Annotated in this window: 17 protein-coding genes; 5 read left to right on the forward strand and 12 right to left on the reverse strand. The window is 75.1% G+C overall.

What is annotated here, in order from left to right; genetic code table 11:
- Positions 1-143: 143 nt before the first annotated feature.
- Entirely contained in the window at positions 144-473 is a 330-nt protein-coding gene (locus JOD57_RS10360; RefSeq protein ID WP_239568364.1) for a hypothetical protein, read from the forward strand.
- 33 nt (positions 474-506) lie between these two features.
- Here the strand turns inward: JOD57_RS10360 and JOD57_RS10365 are convergent, their stop codons facing one another.
- Complete coding sequence (locus tag JOD57_RS10365) at positions 507-1,127, reverse strand: MBL fold metallo-hydrolase (protein ID WP_204691955.1); 621 nt, start codon at positions 1,125-1,127, stop codon at positions 507-509.
- Positions 1,127-2,212, reverse strand: a complete 1,086-nt coding sequence (locus JOD57_RS10370; RefSeq protein ID WP_204691956.1) for an S-(hydroxymethyl)mycothiol dehydrogenase — start codon at positions 2,210-2,212, stop codon at positions 1,127-1,129. The genes JOD57_RS10365 and JOD57_RS10370 overlap by 1 nt, the downstream gene beginning before the upstream one ends.
- A 160-nt stretch (positions 2,213-2,372) precedes the next feature.
- Between JOD57_RS10370 and JOD57_RS10375 the strand changes: the two genes are divergently transcribed.
- Both JOD57_RS10375 and JOD57_RS10380 read left to right on the forward strand, forming a co-directional pair.
- Positions 2,373-3,839 (forward strand): OFA family MFS transporter, encoded by a 1,467-nt coding sequence (locus tag JOD57_RS10375; protein WP_307824596.1) that lies wholly within the window; start codon positions 2,373-2,375, stop codon positions 3,837-3,839.
- On the forward strand, positions 3,836-3,991 hold the full coding sequence (locus JOD57_RS10380; RefSeq protein ID WP_204695061.1) for an MFS transporter small subunit: 156 nt from the start codon (positions 3,836-3,838) through the stop codon (positions 3,989-3,991). Before JOD57_RS10375 ends, JOD57_RS10380 begins: the two co-directional genes overlap by 4 nt.
- Before the next feature lie 62 nt (positions 3,992-4,053).
- Here the strand turns inward: JOD57_RS10380 and JOD57_RS10385 are convergent, their stop codons facing one another.
- The 8 genes from JOD57_RS10385 to purB all read right to left on the reverse strand — a co-directional run bounded on the left by JOD57_RS10385 (position 4,054) and on the right by purB (position 11,683).
- Positions 4,054-4,443, reverse strand: coding sequence for a sterol carrier family protein (locus JOD57_RS10385; RefSeq protein WP_204691957.1), 390 nt, complete (start codon positions 4,441-4,443; stop codon positions 4,054-4,056).
- Positions 4,443-6,740 carry a phosphoribosylformylglycinamidine synthase subunit PurL gene (purL, locus tag JOD57_RS10390; protein ID WP_204691958.1) on the reverse strand — a complete coding sequence of 766 codons (2,298 nt, stop codon included), beginning with the start codon at positions 6,738-6,740 and terminating at the stop codon, positions 4,443-4,445. The genes JOD57_RS10385 and purL overlap by 1 nt, the downstream gene beginning before the upstream one ends.
- A complete protein-coding gene (purQ, locus tag JOD57_RS10395) occupies positions 6,737-7,408 on the reverse strand; it encodes a phosphoribosylformylglycinamidine synthase subunit PurQ (RefSeq protein WP_204691959.1) in 672 nt (223 codons plus the stop codon). Before purQ ends, purL begins: the two co-directional genes overlap by 4 nt.
- Positions 7,409-7,419: 11 nt before the next feature.
- A complete protein-coding gene (purS, locus tag JOD57_RS10400; protein ID WP_204691960.1) occupies positions 7,420-7,659 on the reverse strand; it encodes a phosphoribosylformylglycinamidine synthase subunit PurS in 240 nt (79 codons plus the stop codon).
- A gap of 90 nt (positions 7,660-7,749) precedes the next feature.
- Entirely contained in the window at positions 7,750-8,577 is an 828-nt protein-coding gene (locus tag JOD57_RS10405; RefSeq protein ID WP_204691961.1) for a DUF559 domain-containing protein, read from the reverse strand.
- Between the two features lie 180 nt (positions 8,578-8,757).
- Positions 8,758-9,516 carry an alpha/beta fold hydrolase gene (locus tag JOD57_RS10410; protein WP_204691962.1) on the reverse strand — a complete coding sequence of 253 codons (759 nt, stop codon included), beginning with the start codon at positions 9,514-9,516 and terminating at the stop codon, positions 8,758-8,760.
- The gene (locus tag JOD57_RS10415) at positions 9,516-10,376 is read right to left on the reverse strand and encodes a phosphoribosylaminoimidazolesuccinocarboxamide synthase (protein ID WP_239568367.1); all 861 of its coding nucleotides are present in this window, start codon (positions 10,374-10,376) and stop codon (positions 9,516-9,518) included. Before JOD57_RS10415 ends, JOD57_RS10410 begins: the two co-directional genes overlap by 1 nt.
- Positions 10,376-11,683, reverse strand: coding sequence for an adenylosuccinate lyase (purB, locus tag JOD57_RS10420; RefSeq protein WP_204691963.1), 1,308 nt, complete (start codon positions 11,681-11,683; stop codon positions 10,376-10,378). The genes JOD57_RS10415 and purB overlap by 1 nt, the downstream gene beginning before the upstream one ends.
- A gap of 104 nt (positions 11,684-11,787) precedes the next feature.
- Here purB and JOD57_RS10425 point away from each other — a divergent pair, with 104 nt between their 5' ends.
- A complete protein-coding gene (locus JOD57_RS10425) occupies positions 11,788-13,212 on the forward strand; it encodes an AI-2E family transporter (protein ID WP_204691964.1) in 1,425 nt (474 codons plus the stop codon).
- A gap of 92 nt (positions 13,213-13,304) precedes the next feature.
- Here JOD57_RS10425 and purD read toward each other — a convergent pair whose 3' ends face one another.
- Positions 13,305-14,573, reverse strand: a complete 1,269-nt coding sequence (gene purD / locus JOD57_RS10430; protein ID WP_204691965.1) for a phosphoribosylamine--glycine ligase — start codon at positions 14,571-14,573, stop codon at positions 13,305-13,307.
- Between the two features lie 26 nt (positions 14,574-14,599).
- Entirely contained in the window at positions 14,600-15,556 is a 957-nt protein-coding gene (gene rsgA, locus JOD57_RS10435) for a ribosome small subunit-dependent GTPase A (RefSeq protein WP_307824597.1), read from the reverse strand.
- A gap of 180 nt (positions 15,557-15,736) precedes the next feature.
- Between rsgA and JOD57_RS10440 the strand changes: the two genes are divergently transcribed.
- On the forward strand, positions 15,737-16,774 hold the full coding sequence (locus JOD57_RS10440) for a glycerophosphodiester phosphodiesterase family protein (RefSeq protein WP_204691967.1): 1,038 nt from the start codon (positions 15,737-15,739) through the stop codon (positions 16,772-16,774).
- The last annotated feature ends 20 nt before the right edge of the window (positions 16,775-16,794 follow it).

The raw sequence follows: 16,794 nt of genomic DNA on the forward strand, positions 1-16,794 counted from the left end.
CGGTTCGCGGTCCTGCCGGGTGGCGCCCGCCACGCACGGACCGGCGCGGCCCGTCGTGACCCCGGGCTGCCGCGCGCCGCCGGCCGGTCGGAACCCGGACCGGGTCCGGCGCGTTGACGGTCGCAGCGTGGAGAGGAGCCGACATGCCTGCCGACCGGCCCGACCCGAACGACTTCCTCGAGATGGCCCAGCGCATGCTGCGCGGGCTGTTCGACCCGTCGCGGGGCGACGACGACGACCCGTGGGCGAGGGCGACCGACCGGGGCTCCGCCACCCGGGAACGCCGCCGCGAGCCGAACGCCGAGGAGCGCCGCGAGAACCTCACGTTCGCGCTCGCCACGCGCGCCGTCGAGGCGCTCGAGGACCTCGCCCTGAACGTCGCGGCCATCCGTCAGCGCCTGGAGCGGACGACGACGCAGGAGGCCCGGCCCGGCACCGGGGACGCGACCGGAGGTGACGCGGACCCGGCGTGATGCCCGGTCCGCGTCGCCCCGGCCGGCGGCGCCTCAGTGCACGTTGCCCATCTCGGCGGAGATCCGGGTGTCGTCGCCGTGTCCGGTGTGCACGACGGTGTCGCCGTGCAGGGTCAGCAGCCGGCTGCGGATGGAGTTCAGGATCGTCGGGTGGTCGCTGAAGGAGCGCCCGGTGGCGCCCGGCCCGCCGGAGAAGAGCGTGTCGCCGGTGAAGACGGCGGCCAGGTCGGGTGCGTGCAGGCAGGTGCTGCCCGGGGAGTGGCCGGGGGTGTGCAGCGCGGTGAGCGACGTCCCGGCGACCCGGAACCGGGTCCCCTCGGCCAGCGCCTCGTCCGGCCTGGCCTCGGGGTGCACCTCGCCGTAGACCACGTCCCACAGCATCGTGTCGGCGGGGTGGAACCAGATCGGCGCGCCGGTGGCCGCGCGCAGGTCGACCGCGGCGGTGATGTGGTCGTTGTGCCCGTGGGTGAGCACGATCGCCGTCACCGTCCGCCCGCCGATGGCCTCGATGATCGGGTCGGCGCGGTGCGGGGCGTCGATGACGAGCACCTCGTCGTCGTCGCCGACCAGCCAGACGTTGTTGTCGACGTCGAAGTCCTGCCCGTCGAGGCTGAACACCCCGCTGACCACGGCCTTGTCGATGCGGGCGGTCATCAGAAGACGACCACCGAGCGCAGGACCTCGCCCTTGTGCATCTTGTCGAAGGCCTGCTCCACCTCGTCGATGCCGATGGTCTCGGAGACGAAGTCCTCGAGCGGGAAGCGGCCCTGCCGGTAGAGGTCGACCAGCAGCGGGAAGTCCCGGCTGGGCAGGCAGTCGCCGTACCAGGAGCTCTTCAGCGCCCCGCCGCGGCCGAACAGCTCGATCATCGGCAGGGTGAGCTGCATGTCCGGGGTGGGGACGCCGACCAGCACGACGCGGCCGGCCAGGTCGCGGGCGTAGAAGGCCTGCTCGAAGACCTCCGGGCGGCCGACGGCGTCGATGGCCACGTCGACCCCGAACCCGTTCGTGTGGCCCTTGACGGCCTCGACCGCGTCGGTGGTCCGGCTGTTGACGGTGTGGGTGGCGCCGAACGCCTTCGCCCACTCCAGCTTCCGGTCGTCGACGTCGACGGCGACGATCGTCGTCGCCCCGGCCAGCTTCGCGCCGGCGATCGCGGCGTCCCCGACGCCGCCGCAGCCGAACACCGCCACGCTCTCGCCGCGCTGCACCGCACCGGTGTTGATCGCCGCGCCGACGCCGGCCATCACGCCGCAGCCCAGCAGCCCGGCGGCGGTGGCCGGGGCGGACGGGTCGACCTTGGTGCACTGCCCGGAGTGGACCAGCGTCTTCTCCACGAACGCGCCGATGCCCAGCGCGGGTGAGAGCTCGGTGCCGTCGGCCAGGGTCATCTTCTGCGCGGCGTTGTGGGTGTCGAAGCAGTAGTGCAGCTGCCCCTTCAGGCAGGCGCGGCACTGCCCGCACACCGCGCGCCAGTTGAGGACGACGAAGTCCCCGACGGCCACGTTGGTGACGCCCTCCCCGACCGCGGCCACGGTCCCGGCGGCCTCGTGGCCGAGCAGGAACGGGAACTCGTCGTTGATGCCGCCCTCGCGGTAGTGCAGGTCGGTGTGGCAGACCCCGCACGCCTGCACGTCGACGACCGCCTCACCGGGCCCGGGGTCGGGGACGAGGATCGTCTCGACGCTGACCGGAGCTCCCTTGCCGCGGGCGACGACGCCCCTCACCTCATAAGCCATGCCCGGAGCCTAGGAGAAGGACCCCTCCGCCTCCCACCGCCGCAGGCCCACGGGGGCCCTGGCGGGGCCGGGCGACCGGTTGCGCGAGGTGAGGTGCCGCGCAACGATCCGGTCACGTCGTCGGGCGGGAGCGGTGGACCCCACGTACCTTCTCCCCGTCGTGAGCAAGCCCACGGACCGGCCGGCCCGGTCCCCGGCCCGGAGGTCCCCCGTGGCGCTACCCGGCTTCCTGCAGCGCGAGCGCATCGTCGCCCGCCCCGGCTTCAACCGGTGGCTGATCCCGCCGGCCGCCCTCGCCGTGCACCTGTGCATCGGCCAGGCGTACGCGACCAGCGTGTACAAGAACGCACTGGTCGAGCACTTCGCGGTGTCGCAGACCGCGATCGGCATCGTCTTCTCGATCGCCATCGTGATGCTGGGCCTGTCCGCCGCCCTGTTCGGCACCTGGGTCGACCGCAACGGGCCGCGCGCGGCGATGTTCACCGCGGCGTGCTTCTGGGTGTCCGGCTTCCTGGTCGGCGGCCTGGGCATCGAGACCCAGCAGCTGTGGCTGCTCTACCTCGGCTACGGCGTCCTGGGCGGCATCGGCCTGGGCATCGGCTACATCTCGCCGGTCTCCACGCTGATCAAGTGGTTCCCCGACCGCCCGGGGCTGGCCACCGGCATGGCGATCATGGGCTTCGGCGGCGGTGCGCTCATCGCCTCGCCGCTGTCCCGCCAGCTGATGAGCTACTACGACCCGGGCTACGACGGCACGGCCGGCACGGTGCCCAACGGCGAGGCCGTCGCGGCGCTGTTCTTCACCTTCGCCGCGCTCTACCTGGTCTTCATGATGTTCGGCGCCGCCATCGTCCGGGTGCCCGCCGACGACTGGAGGCCGACCGGGTTCGACCCCTCGACGGTCAAGCAGAAGGCCCTGGTCACCACCGAGAGCGTCTCGGCCGCCAACGCCATCAAGACGCCGCAGTTCTGGCTGCTGTGGACGGTGCTGTTCTGCAACGTCACCGCGGGCATCGGGATCCTCGAGCAGGCCGCGCCGATGATCCAGGACTTCTTCCGCAGCGGGGACACCTCGACGGTCGCCGCCACCGCGGCTGCCGGCTTCGTCGGCGTGCTGTCGCTGTTCAACATGGCCGGCCGGTTCGTGTGGTCCTCGACGTCGGACTTCATCGGCCGCAAGCCGATCTACATGGTCTACCTCGGCGTCGGCCTGCTGCTCTACGTCGCGCTGGCCACCATCGGCAACAGCGCCACGTGGGTGTTCGTGCTGCTCGCCGCGGTGATCATCTCCTTCTACGGCGGCGGGTTCGCGACCGTCCCGGCCTACCTGCGCGACCTGTTCGGCACCTACCAGGTGGGCGCCATCCACGGCCGGCTGCTCACCGCGTGGTCGGCCGCCGGCGTCGCCGGCCCGCTGATCGTCAACAGCGTCCTGGACACCCAGGGCGAGCCGGGGACCCTGGTGGCGGCCAACTACCGGCCGGCGCTGTTCATCATGGTCGGCCTGCTCGCCGTCGGGTTCGTCGCGAACCTGCTCGTCAAGCCGGTGGCCAGCAAGTGGCACGAACCGCACGCCACCACCCCTGCCACCGCCCGCGCCAACCCCGAACGGAGCGCCGCCCGATGAGCACCCCGCTGTCGAAGCAGTCCACCGACGGGCAGTCGCCCGTGCACACCCCGACCGGACTGATCGCGCTCGCCTGGACCCTGGTCGGCGTCCCCCTGGCCTACGGCCTCTACCAGACGGTGAAGACCGCGACCACGCTGTTCACCGGCTGACCCCGCACCCCCACCGAGCAGATCCGCGGACGTGCACCGTGCACGTCCGCGGATCTGCTCGTTCAGGGCCGGCGCAGCGGCGGCAACGGCAGGTGCGGGCCCAGGTCGGCGCGGTTGCCGCTCGCGCTCACCTGCCCGTCGGCGAGCGCCCGCGCCCAGGTGAGCTCCCCCGTCGCCAGCCGCAGCCAGGTGGCGGCGTCGGTCTCGACGACGTTGGGCGGCGTGCCGCGCGTGTGCCGCGGGCCGGGGACCAGCTGGACGGCGACGTGCGGCGGCACCCGCAGCTCCACCGACCGGCCGGGCACCTGCTGGGCCAGCCAGCGGGTGCTGGTCCTCACGGCCGCACCGAGCACCGCGCGGGGCGGCAGCTCGGCCTCCCCGGCCAGCCACGGGCGGACGGCGTCGACGGCGGCGCGCAGCTCCTCGGCGGGGATGGGCTGCTGCGCGGGCATCAGCTGGTCGGGACAGCGCCCGCCGGGACCGCGCCCACCGTGGCCTCCGGGGTGCCGAACAGCGCGGGCAGCGTGGCGGTCCAGGCGGCCCGCAGCTCGGCCAGCGGCAGGGTCGCGACGTCCTGCACCACCAGGGCGTCCCCGCCCGTCGTCCCCAGCTCGGTGACCGCGACGCCGGCCCACTCGGCCGTGGTGCGGACCGTTTCGGGATCGGTCGTGGTGACGACGGCGCGCGCGCCGGACTCGCTGAACAGGGCGGTGAAGGCGTCGACGTCCCCGGGCCCGCCCAGCCGCAGCGTGGCGCCGGTGCCGTACCGCAGCGCCGACTCGGCCAGCGCCTGGGCCAGGCCGCCGTCGGCGAGGTCGTGGGCGGAGGTGACCAGGTCCTCCCGGCCGAGCGCGCCGAGCAGCTCGCCCAGCGACCGCTCCGCCTCGAGGTCGACCGCCGGCGGGCGGCCGCCGAGGTGGCCGTGCACGACCGACGCCCACGCCGAGCCGCCGAGCTCCGGCCGGGTCTCGCCGAGCAGCAGCACCGTCTCGCCGCCGGCCCGCCAGCCGGTGGGCACCCGCTTCCGGACGTCGTCGTGCACGCCGAGGACGCCGATGACCGGCGTCGGGTTGATCGCGACGTCGCCGGTCTGGTTGTAGAGGCTCACGTTGCCGCCGGTGACCGGCAGGCCCAGGTCGCGGCAGGCGTCGGCCAGGCCGCGCACGGCCTCGGCGAACTGCCACATGACCTCGGGCTCCTCCGGTGAGCCGAAGTTCAGGCAGTTCGTGACCGCCAGCGGACGCGCGCCGCTCACCGCGACGTTGCGGTAGGCCTCGGCCAGGTTGAGCTGCGCCCCGGTGTAGGGGTCGAGGCGGGCGAAGCGGGCGTTGCCGTCGAGGGCCAGGGCGATGCCGCGGGAGGACTCCTCGTCGATGCGCACGACGCCGGCGTCGTCGGGCTGGGCCAGCACGGTGTTGCCGCGGACGTAGCGGTCGTACTGCTCGGTGACCCACGTCTTGTCCGCGCCGTCGGGGCTGGCGACGACGGCCAGCCAGTGCGCGGTGAGCTCCTCGGGCGTCTCCGGGCGCGGCAGGGCGGCGGGGTCGTCGGCCTGCAGGTCGTCGAGGTCGGCGGGGCGCTGCATCGGCCGCTCGTAGACCGGGCCCTCGTGGGCGACCGTGCGCGGCGGGACGTCGACGATGCGCTCGCCGTGCCAGTCCACGGTCAGCCGGTCGCCGTCGGTCACCTCACCGATGACGGTGGCCAGCACGTCCCACCTGCGGCAGACGGCGAGGAACTGCGCCACCTTGGCCGGCTCGACGATCGCGCACATGCGCTCCTGCGACTCGCTCATGAGGATCTCGGCGGGCGTCAGGGTGGAGTCGCGCAGCGGGACGGCGTCCAGGTCCACGTGCATGCCGCCGGTCCCGGCGCTGGCCAGCTCCGACGTCGCGCAGGACAGCCCCGCGCCGCCGAGGTCCTGGATGCCGGTGACGAGGTCCTCGCGGAAGATCTCCAGGCAGGCCTCGATGAGCAGCTTCTCGGTGAACGGGTCGCCCACCTGCACGCTCGGGCGCTTGGCCGGCCCCTCCTCGTCGAAGGTCTCGCTGGCCAGCACGCTCACGCCGCCGATGCCGTCCCCGCCGGTCCGCGCGCCGAACAGGACGACCTTGTTGCCCACGCCCTCGGCCTTGGCCAGCCGCACGTCCTCGTGCCTCATGACCCCGACGCACAGCGCGTTGACCAGCGGGTTCCCGGCGTAGCACTCGTCGAAGAGCAGCTCGCCGCCGATGTTGGGCAGGCCCAGGCAGTTGCCGTAGCCGCCGACGCCGGCGACGACGCCGGGCAGCACGCGCGCGGTGTCGGCGGCGTCGGCCCGGCCGAAGCGGAGGCTGTCCATGACGGCGACCGGGCGGGCGCCCATGGTGAGGATGTCGCGGACGATGCCGCCGACGCCGGTGGCCGCGCCCTGGTAGGGCTCGACGTAGCTGGGGTGGTTGTGCGACTCGACCTTGAAGGTGACCGCGTAGCCGTCGCCGACGTCGACCACGCCGGCGTTCTCGCCGATGCCGACCAGCAGCGCCTCACTGCGCGGCAGGTCGCCGAAGCGGCGCAGGTGCACCTTCGAGCTCTTGTAGGAGCAGTGCTCGCTCCACATGACCGAGTACATGGCCAGCTCGGCGGTGGTGGGCCGGCGGCCGAGGATGTCGCGGATGCGCAGGTACTCGTCGGACTTCAGGCCCAGCTCGGCCCAGGGCTGCTCGTCGTCCGGGGTCTTCGCGGCGAGCTCGACGGTGTCGACGCTCATGCGCTCACGACCGCCGTCAGGACGCTGGTGAAGAAGCCCAGGCCGTCGGTGCTGGGGCCGGTGAGGTCCTCGACGGCGTGCTCGGGGTGCGGCATGAGGCCGACGACGCGGCCGTCCTCGCTGGTGACGCCGGCGATGTCGCGCAGGCTGCCGTTGGGGTTGCCGCCGACGTAGCGGACGGCGACCCGCCCCTCACCCTCCAGCCGCTCGAGCTCGGCCGGCGCGGCGACGTAGCGGCCCTCGCCGTTCTTGACCGGGACGACGATCGTCTGGCCCTCCGCGTAGGACGACGTCCACGCGGTGTCGGCGCGCTCGACGCGCAGCAGCTGGTCGCGGTTGCGGAAGTGCAGGTGGCTGTTGCGGGTGAGCGCGCCGGGCAGCAGGCCGGCCTCGCAGAGCACCTGGAAGCCGTTGCAGATGCCGAGGACGGGCATGCCCTGCCGCGCCCGGTCGACGACGTCGCGCATCATCGGCGCCCGCGCGGCGATGGCGCCGGCCCGTAGGTAGTCGCCGTAGGAGAAGCCGCCGGGCAGGACGACGGCGTCGACGTCCCGCAGGTCGTGGTCGGCGTGCCAGAGCGCGACGGGCTCGGCACCGGCCAGGCGCACCGCGCGGGCGGCGTCGACGTCGTCCAGGGAGCCCGGGAAGGTGATGACACCGATGCGCACGGGGGTCTCTCTCAGTCGGTGGGGAGGTGCAGCTCGACGTCCTCGATGACCGGGTTGGCCAGCAGCGTCTCGGCGATCTGCGTCAGTTCCGCCTCGTCGGGGGTGCCCTCGACGTCGAGGACGAAGTGCTTGCCCTGGCGGACGCCGGTCACCCGGGTGTGGCCCAGCCGGCCGAGCGCGCCCAGCACCGCCTGCCCCTGCGGGTCGGAGATCTCCGGCTTGAGGACGACGTCGACGACCACCTGCGGCACGCCGACGAGGGTACCGGGCCGCCCTGCCCCGACGAGATCGGCGACCTGGTACGCCCACGGACCCCACTCCGTGCGAGAGCGCCGATCTCGTCAGCGCAGCGCCCGGCGGATCTCCGCGATGACGTCGTCCGGGCGGCCGAGGACGTCGGCGGAGGTGAACCGGAGGACCGTCCACCCCGCCGCCACCAGGCGGTTCTGCCGGCGCAGGTCGTTCACGAAGACGTCCCGCTGACGGTGCACGTCCCCGTCGAACTCGACGAGCAGCCTCCGTTCGGGCCAGGCCAGGTCGGCACGGGCGGCCGTCCGCCCGTGGGCATCGCGGACGACGTACTGCAGTTGCGGCGCCGGCAGCCGCGCCTCGTGGAGCAGCCACCGCAGGACCGACTCCATCGGCGACTCGGCACGCGGATCGGCCACGGGGAGGACGGCGCGGGCTCGCGCGGACCCGCGGCCCGTGGGACGGCGGGCCAGCTGTCGCTCGAGTTCGACCCGGCCGCACCACCGCGCGAGCAGCTGGTCGGTCACGGCGAGCAGTGCGGACGGCTGCAGCACCGCGGCGAGGTCACGCCAGGTCCGCGCAGGCGTCGTGACCGGCATGCCCGCGCGCCGGGTGGCGTCGTCCTCGGGCAGCGGCGTCCGGTGGACGCTGCGGTCCCGCCGGCTCTCCGCCCGGGAGCCCATCGGCACGGTGACGTGGACCGGTGTCACGGCGGTGACCTGCAGCGGGACCTCGATGCCCCACAGTGCTGCGGCGGTGTGGTGACTGAGCACGGCGCCCGGCGGGGCGGTCAGCAGCACGGCGGCGAAGCGGGCGCTCGTCTCCGCCGCCAGGGACCGCGGGAGGTAGGTGTCCCGGGAGAGCCGCACCACCGCCGGGTGCCGCAACTGCCGCTCGGTGGTGCCACCCTCGAGAGCCATGGCCCGGGTGGCCGGTGCGGTCAAGCGGGAGGGCGGACGACGTCGTGGCACGGGCGGGAGCCTGCCGTGCTCGCGCACCCGCGCACCGGCGTCGTCCACAGCCCCGGTCGAGATCGGCGATGTCGACCGCTCCGAGGCCCGTAGCCGTACGAGACCGCCGATCTCGTCGTGCAGGGGCGCTCAGGGCGCCAGCAACCGCCAGACGGCGTCGGGGTTCTCCCAGTGGGCGTTGTGGCCGGCGCCCTCGAGGAGCACCGCGGACGGGTCCACGCGGCGCATCGCGGGCAGGCCCACCATCGGGTCGGACGAGCCCGCCGCCAGCCGCAGCGGCGCCACCGCCCGCGCCAGGACCTGCTCGACCGACGGGCCGACGGCGCCGAACGCGCGCGGGTCCAGCGCCGGCGCCCAGCCGCCGTCGACCTCGCGGACGCCGGCCAGCGCGACCGGGTCGTCCGGCGCGACCAGGGCGCTCAGCCCCGCCAGCCGGAGGTGCCGCTCGGCGGCCTCGGCGGCGGTGGCGAACACCTGCGGCGGGCGGGCGGCCAGCGACCGGGCCCGCGCGACCTCGTCGTCCGTCCAGTCGATCTTCACGCCGAGCGCGACGACGCGGGTGACCTCCAGGCCGTACCAGCCGCCGGCGAGCACCGCGCCGACGACGCCGCCGAACGAGTGCCCCAGCACGGTCACCCGCTCGGCCCCGCAGGCCACCGCGACCGAGGCGACGTCGGCGGCGTGCACCGCGTACCCGTGGGGCGGCTCGGCCGGGGACCCGCCGTGCCCGCGCAGGTCCGGCACCGCCCAGGAGCCGGGCCAGGAACGCTCGACCAGCGGCAGCAGCCGGTTCCACACGGCGCCCGTCGCGCCCAGCCCGTGCAGCAGCAGGAGCAGGTCCCCGCCCGACCCGCCGGAGCGGTACGCGATGCCGGCCCGCGTCCTCATCAGCGGAAGGGGGTCCCCGTCAGCCGCTCGTACGCGGCGACGTAGCGCTCGCGGGTGGCGGCGACGACGTCGTCGGGCAGCTCGGGCGGCGGCGAGACGCGGTCCCAGCCCGACGAGGTCAGCCAGTCGCGGACGTACTGCTTGTCGAACGAGGGCTGCGCGGCGCCCGGCGACCACGACGACGCCGGCCAGAAGCGCGAGGAGTCCGGCGTGAGCACCTCGTCGCCCAGCACCAGCCCACCGGCCGGGGACAGCCCGAACTCGAACTTCGTGTCGGCCAGCACGATGCCCGCCGACGCCGCGACCTCCGCCCCGCGCCGGTACAGCGCCAGCGTCAGCTCCCGCACCTCCTCGGCGCGCGCGGCTCCCACCAGCGCGACGACGCGCGCGAAGTCGATCGCCTCGTCGTGCTCCCCCGCCTCGGCCTTGGTCGACGGCGTGAACACCGGTGCGGGCAGCCGCGAGCCCTCGACCAGCCCGGGCGGCAGCGGCACGTCGCGGATCGACCCGGTGCGCCGGTACTCCGCCGTCCCCGAGCCCGACAGGTAGCCGCGGGCCACGCACTCCACCGGCAGCATCTCCAGCCGCCGCACCAGCATCGCCCGGCCCGCCACGTCGGCCGGGACGTCGTCCGCCGAGAGCAGGTGGTGCGCGGCGCCGAAGGAGTCCAGCACCGGCGTCAGCTGCCCGAACCACCACACCGACAGCCGGGTGAGCACCCGCCCCTTGTCCGGGATCGGCGTCGGCAGCACGTGGTCGTAGGCCGAGATCCGGTCGGAGGCCACGAGCAGCAGGCGGTCGTCGCCGGCGTCGTAGACCTCGCGCACCTTGCCGCGCGCGACGAGGGGCAGGTCGGGCATCAGGTCAGCGCCGCCAGCCGGTCGAACAGCGGGCCGAGGCGGGTGACGTAGCCCTCAGGACGGCAGATCTCGTCCAGCCGCGCCTCGTCCAGCCGCACGCCCGAGGCGTCCGCCCGGGTCCGCAGCGTCGCGCGGAACGGCGTCCCGCTGTGCCACGTCTCCATCGCCGCCGACTGCACCAGTGCGTACGCGTCCTCGCGCGAGAGCCCGCCCTCGACGAGCTCCAGCAGGACGGCGGAGGTGTAGATCAGCCCGCCGGTGGACTCGAGGTTGGCCCGCATCCGGTCGGCGTCCACGACCAGCCCGGAGACCAGCCCCGTGGTGAGGTGCAGCAGGTAGTCGGTGGTGATCGCGGCGTCGGGGAGGAACACCCGCTCGGTGGACGAGTGCGAGATGTCGCGCTCGTGCCACAGCGGGATGCCCTCCATCACCGGGACGACGGCGGCGCGGACCACCCGCGCTAGCCCGGCGACGCGCTCGGAGCGGATCGGGTTCTTCTTGTGCGGCATGGCGCTGGAGCCCTTCTGGCCGGAGCCGAAGGCCTCCGACAGCTCCCGCACCTCGGTGCGCTGCCCGTGCCGCACCTCGAGGGCGACCGCCTCGCAGACGGTGGCGATCACGGCGAGGGCGGCGACCCACTCGCTGATCGAGTCGCGGATGACCACCTGCGTGGAGGCGTCGGCGGGCGCGAGGTCCAGCGCCTCGGCGACGGCGACCTCCACCGACGGGTCGACCAGCGAGTACGTGCCGACGGCGCCGGAGATCGCGACCACGCCGACCCGCTCCCGCGCCGCGCGCAGCCGGTCGCGCGAGCGGGCCGTGGCGAAGGCGAGGTCGGCGACCCGGTGGCCCCACACGTCGGGCTCGGCGTGCACGCCGTGGGTGCGGCCGACCCTGATCGTGTCGCGGTGCGCCAGGCCGTGGTCGCGCAGCACGGCGACCAGCCGGTCGGCCTTGGCCAGCAGGACGTCGGTGGCCTCGGTCAGCTGGACGGCGAGCGCGGTGTCGAGCAGGTCCGACGACGTCATGCCGTGGTGCACGTAGGCGGCGGCCGACCGCGGCTCGGTGTTGTCGGCCCAGGCGGTGAGGAAGGCGATGACGTCGTGCTGCGTCGTCTCCTCGATCTCCGCGACCCGCGCCGGCGTGGGCGGCGGGGCGGCCCGCACGGGCGCGACGACGTCGGCGGGGACCCGCCCGGCCGCCGCGTGCGCCTCCAGCACCAGCGTCTCGACCCGGCACCACAGCTCGTACTTGTGCTCGTCGCTCCAGACCCGGCCCATCTCGGGGAGCGTGTAGCGGTCGATCACGCGGGTACCGCCCGCACCCGGTCAGCTCGTCGAGGCACGTGGGCATCCTCCCGCAGGGCTAGCGTGACCGGGCACGGGCCCCACCACCCTCCGGAAGGACCGCGATGCTGCGACGGGCCACCCACCTCGTCGCCCGGGCGCGCGAGCACATCCGGACGGCGGCCGAGCGGGACCCCCACGCCTGGCCCGAGCGCGACGACGACCGGGCGATCCTCGTGCACGACGACGAGGTCGAGCCGGCGCCCCACGCCGTCCACGACGACCCGCCCGGCGAGGACGCACCGCTGGGCAGCCCGGCGCCGGGCGCCCCGGACCTCGACGGTCCGCTCGGCCCGGGTGGGGTGAGCGGACCGCCCCCGGGCGGTCGCCCGCACCGGCCCGGTGAGCGCGGACGCCGGCTGCTCGCCCCCGGCCGGGACGCTCCGCGCGGCGACGCAGCGGTCCCCAGCGGCCTGCGCACCGCCGCTGCGTACTCCTGGCGGCTGATCGCCGTCCTGGCCGGGCTCTACGTGCTGCTCTACGTGGCCGCCTACGTCGCCGTGGTGGTCGTCCCCGTGTTCGTGGCGCTGCTGCTGGCGGCCCTCCTGCAGCCGGGGGCGGCGGCACTCATCCGGCACGGCTGGCCGCGCTCGCTGGCCGCCTTCGTCATGCTGCTGGTCGGGCTGGCGGTCGTCGCCGGGATCATCACGCTGGTCGTCCAGCAGATCACCGCCGGTTTCACCGACCTCGCCGACCAGGTCAGCGAGGGCCTGGTCCAGATCCGCAACTTCGTCGTCGACACCTTCCCGGTCACCCAGCGGCAGATCGACGAGGGCCTCACCGCCTTCCAGGACTTCGTCGCCGGCAACCAGCAGGAGCTCGCCTCCGGCGCGATCACCACCGCCACCACGGTCGGCGAGGTCTTCACCGGCGTCGTCCTGGCGCTGTTCACGCTCTTCTTCTTCCTCAAGGACGGCCGGTCCATCTGGCTGTGGCTGGTCGGCCTGTTCCCGCGCGACTCCCGCGCCTACCTCGACGAGGCCGCCCGCCGCTCGTGGCGCACGCTCATCTCCTACGTGCGGGCCACGGTCGCCGTCGCGCTGGTCGACGCCATCGGCATCGGGATCGGCCTGGCCGTCCTGGGCGTGCAGCTGGTGATCCCGCTGGCCGCGCTGGTCTTCCTCGGCGCGTTCATCCCGATCATCGGGTCGTTCCTCGCCGGGACGGTGGCGGTGCTGGTCGCGCTGGTGACCAAGGGGCCGATCACCGCGCTCATCGCCCTCGCCGTCGTGGTGGCGGTCATGCAGCTGGAGGGGCACGTCCTGCAGCCGCTGCTGCTCGGCAAGGCGGTGCACGTGCACCCGCTGGCCGTCGTCCTGGCCATCGCCGCGGGCCTGCTGATCGCCGGCATCTTCGGCGCGCTCATCGCCGTGCCGGTGGTGGCCTGCGCCAACGTGGCCGGCACCTACCTGTCCCGGCGGCACGAGGGCCCGCGGCCGCCCGAGCCCCGCCCGGAGCGGGCGCGACCGGCCGTGGGGCTGCGCGGCTGAGGGCGCGCGAGGATCAGGTGACCTGATCACGGCGCGTCCTCCCCGACCGCCCACCGTGCGGGAGGACGCGCTGCGGTGCGGGAGGACGGCGGCTAGGGAACGGCGATCCGGCCCTCGACGGCGGCCAGCGCGATGTCGGTGCGCCAGTGCGCCCCGGCCAGCCGGACGCCGGCCACCCGCTCGTAGGCCGCCTGCCGGGCGGCGGCGAGGTCGGCGCCGGTCGCGGTCACCGCGAGCACCCGGCCACCGGCGGAGCGGACCGTCCCCTCGGCGTCCACCGCGGTGCCCGCGTGCAGCACGCCCTCGCCGTCGGCACCGGTGACCGGGTCGCCGGTGCGCGGCCGTTCCGGGTAGCCGGAGGCGGCGACCACCACCGTGACGGCGGCACCGGAGCGCCAGCGCAGCGGCGGGTGGTCGGCCAGCGTGCCGGTGGCCGCGGCGCGCAGCAGACCGGCCAGTGGCGTCTCCAGCAGCGGCAGGACCACCTGGGTCTCGGGGTCGCCGAAGCGGGCGTTGAACTCCACCACCCGCACGCCGTGCGAGGTCAGCGCCAGCCCGGCGTAGAGCAGGCCGGAGAACGGCTCGCCGCGGCGGCGCATCTCGTCGACGGTCGGCTGCAGCACCGTGGCCAGCACCTCGTCGACCAGCTCCGGCGGCGCCCACGGCAGCGGCGCGTAGGCGCCCATCCCGCCGGTGTTCGGACCGGCGTCGCCGTCGTCGCGGCGCTTGGCGTCCTGGGCGGGCACCAGCGGCAGCACCGTCGTCCCGTCGGTGACGGCGAACAGCGACACCTCCGGCCCGTCGAGGAAGTCCTCGACCAGCACCGCCCCACCGGCGTCGAGCACCGCGCGGCCGTGGGCGAGCGCGGCGTCCCGGTCGGTCGTGACGACGACGCCCTTGCCGGCGGCCAGGCCGTCGTCCTTGACGACGTACGGTCCCCCACCCGCCCGGCCGGCCTCGTCGAGCGCGGTCTCCAGCTCGGCGGCACCGCCCACCGGCCACGAGCGGGCGGTCGGCACCCCCGCGGCGGCCATCACGTGCTTGGCGAAGGACTTGCTGCCCTCGATCTGCGCGGCCTGCGCCGAGGGGCCGAAGCAGGCGATCCCGGCCTCGCGGACGGCGTCGGCGGCGCCGGCGACGAGCGGCACCTCGGGCCCGATCACGACCAGGTCGGCGCCCCAGCCGGTGGCCAGCGCGGCGACGGCGACCGGGTCGGTGACGGTGACCGGCGCCGCCTCGGCGATCGTGCGCGTGCCGGCGTTGCCCGGGGCACAGGCCAGCGCGGTGACCGCGGGATCGGACGACAGAGCCACGCACAGGGCGTGCTCCCGGGCTCCGGAGCCGATCACGAGCACGCGCACGGACGGCGACCCTACCCAGGGGGACCTCAGCGCACCCGGTTCGGCTGGTCCCGCATCGCGCGGTGCAGCGCCTTGACCCGGGCGTGCTCGGCGGCGCGGGCGCGGGCGTCGGCGCGCAGCAGCTGGCGGTGCGCCTCGGCCTGCAGCTTGCGCCAGCCCAGCAGGCGCGCGGGGTCCAGCCGCCCGTCGTCGATGGCCGCGGCGACCGCGCAGCCGGGCTCGGTGCGGTGCGCGCAGTCGCGGAAGCGGCAGCGGGTGGCCAGCTCGGCGACGTCGGCGTAGGCGGCGTCGACGCCCTCGTCGTCGTAGAGCCCCAGCTCCCGCATGCCGGGGGTGTCGATCAGCAGGCCGCCGCCGGGCAGCACGTGCAGCTCCCGGGCGGTGGTGGTGTGCCGGCCACGCCCGTCGCCCTCCCGCACCTCCCGGGTCGGCGCCACGACCCGGCCGGCCAGCGCGTTGGCCAGCGAGGACTTCCCGACGCCGGAGGGGCCGACCATCGCCGCCGTCCGGCCGGGCCCGATCAGCGCCCGGAGCGCCTCCACGCCCTCGCCGGTGCGGACGCTGACCGCCAGCACCCCGACACCGATCGCCTCCTCCTCGACCTCCGCCACCGCGGCCGGCACGTCGTCGCACAGGTCGGCCTTGGTGAGGACGACGACCGGCGTCGCCCCGCTCGACCACGCCACGGCCAGGTAGCGCTCGACCCGGCGGGCACGCGTCGGGCCGGCCAGCGCGTCGACGACCAGCACGGTGTCGAGGTTGGCGGCCACCACCTGCGCGGCCGACGCGCGCCCGGCGACGGTGCGGGTGAACGCCGAGCGGCGCGGCAGCAGCGCGACGGCGAGCTCGCCGCGCAGGGCCACCCAGTCCCCCACGGCGGGCGCGTCGACGCCGTCGGGGTCGTGCAGCGCCGCCGCCGGGTGCACCCGCCGTTCACCGTCGGCGGTGAGCACGGTGAGCCGGCCGCGGTCGACCCGCGCCACCCGGGCCAGCTCGGTCCCGGACGGGAGGGGTTCGTGTGACGGGGGTGACCCGCCGGTGTATGAGACATGCGCCACACCCCGGATGATGGCGCGCAGGTCAGCGAGCCGTCCTCCCATTTGTGCCCGACTCGCCCCCCGTCGTTCGCCCCCGCGAAACCCGGCTGGGGTGTCCTGGACCGCATGCACGCGATCGAGTCGCTCGCGACTCCCGCAGTGGCCCGCCTCCCCCGCGCCGTCGTCGTCGGGCACCGCGGTGCCTGCGCGTACCGCCCCGAGCACACGCTCGCCAGCTACGAGCTGGCCATCGACATGGGCGCCGACCTCATCGAGCCCGACCTCGTCGTCAGCCGGGACGGCGTCCTGGTCGCGCGGCACGAGAACGAGCTGTCCCGCTCCACGGACGTGGCCGAGCGGCCCGAGTTCGCCGATCGCCGCACCACCCGCCGCGTGGGCCGCAAGCGGCGCACCGGCTGGTTCGCCGAGGACTTCACCCTCGCCGAGCTGCGCACGCTGCGCGCCGTCGAGCGGATGCCGCAGCTGCGGCCGCTCAACACCGCCTACGACGGCCGCTTCGGGATCCTGACGCTGGAGGAGGTCGTGGAGCTGGCCCGCCGCCGGTCCACGCCCGAGCGGCCGGTCCGGGTGCTCGCCGAGCTGAAGAAGCCCAGCTGGTCGGCCGAGCACGGCCAGCCGATGACCGAGCTGGTCGCCGCCGAGCTGCGCCGGCTCGACGCCGCCGCGCCGGACGGCACCGTCGTCGTCCAGTCCTTCGACGCCGGCGCCCTGCGCCGGCTGCGGGCCGACCTCGGCGACGGCGGCCCGACGATGCTCCAGCTGGTCGACGAGGCCCCGGTCGACGACGCGCTGGTCACCAGCGTCGGCCTGCGCGCGGTGGCCACCTACGCGCAGGGCATCGCGCCCAGCCGCCACCGGATCCTGCTGCGCGACGCCGACGGCGCGCTGACCGGCGTCTCCGACCTCGTGGCCCGCGCCCACCACGCCGGGCTCCTGGTCGTGCCGTGGACGCTGGCCGCGGAGAACGCCTTCCTGCCGCGGCACCTGCGCATCGGCACCGACCCGGCCGCCACCGGCGACGCGCGCGCGGAGGCCCGCCTGATGCTGGCCCTCGGCGTGGACGGGGTCATCACCGACAACCCCGACGTCACCGTGGCCGCCCGCGCCGAGCTGGCCACCGCGGCGGTCGACGCCGCCGCCTGAGGTCCCGGCCCGGCCCGCGC

Origin of the sequence: Geodermatophilus bullaregiensis (assembly GCF_016907675.1) — a bacterium.
In the GTDB taxonomy this organism is placed as follows: domain Bacteria; phylum Actinomycetota; class Actinomycetes; order Mycobacteriales; family Geodermatophilaceae; genus Geodermatophilus; species Geodermatophilus bullaregiensis.

Bases quoted from the DNA above. Each gene is read 5' to 3' on its own strand.
- JOD57_RS10385 (WP_204691957.1), bottom strand. From the start codon at position 4,443: ATGCCCGCGCAGCAGCCCATCCCCGCCGAGGAGCTGCGCGCCGCCGTC.
- JOD57_RS10415 (WP_239568367.1), bottom strand. From the start codon at position 10,376: ATGCCCGACCTGCCCCTCGTCGCGCGCGGCAAGGTGCGCGAGGTCTAC.
- JOD57_RS10425 (WP_204691964.1), top strand. From the start codon at position 11,788: ATGCTGCGACGGGCCACCCACCTCGTCGCCCGGGCGCGCGAGCACATC.
- JOD57_RS10365 (WP_204691955.1), bottom strand. From the start codon at position 1,127: ATGACCGCCCGCATCGACAAGGCCGTGGTCAGCGGGGTGTTCAGCCTC.
- JOD57_RS10380 (WP_204695061.1), top strand. From the start codon at position 3,836: ATGAGCACCCCGCTGTCGAAGCAGTCCACCGACGGGCAGTCGCCCGTG.
- JOD57_RS10360 (WP_239568364.1), top strand. From the start codon at position 144: ATGCCTGCCGACCGGCCCGACCCGAACGACTTCCTCGAGATGGCCCAG.
- JOD57_RS10370 (WP_204691956.1), bottom strand. From the start codon at position 2,212: ATGGCTTATGAGGTGAGGGGCGTCGTCGCCCGCGGCAAGGGAGCTCCG.
- JOD57_RS10405 (WP_204691961.1), bottom strand. From the start codon at position 8,577: ATGGCTCTCGAGGGTGGCACCACCGAGCGGCAGTTGCGGCACCCGGCG.
- JOD57_RS10410 (WP_204691962.1), bottom strand. From the start codon at position 9,516: ATGAGGACGCGGGCCGGCATCGCGTACCGCTCCGGCGGGTCGGGCGGG.
- purL (WP_204691958.1), bottom strand. From the start codon at position 6,740: ATGAGCGTCGACACCGTCGAGCTCGCCGCGAAGACCCCGGACGACGAG.
- JOD57_RS10440 (WP_204691967.1), top strand. From the start codon at position 15,737: ATGCACGCGATCGAGTCGCTCGCGACTCCCGCAGTGGCCCGCCTCCCC.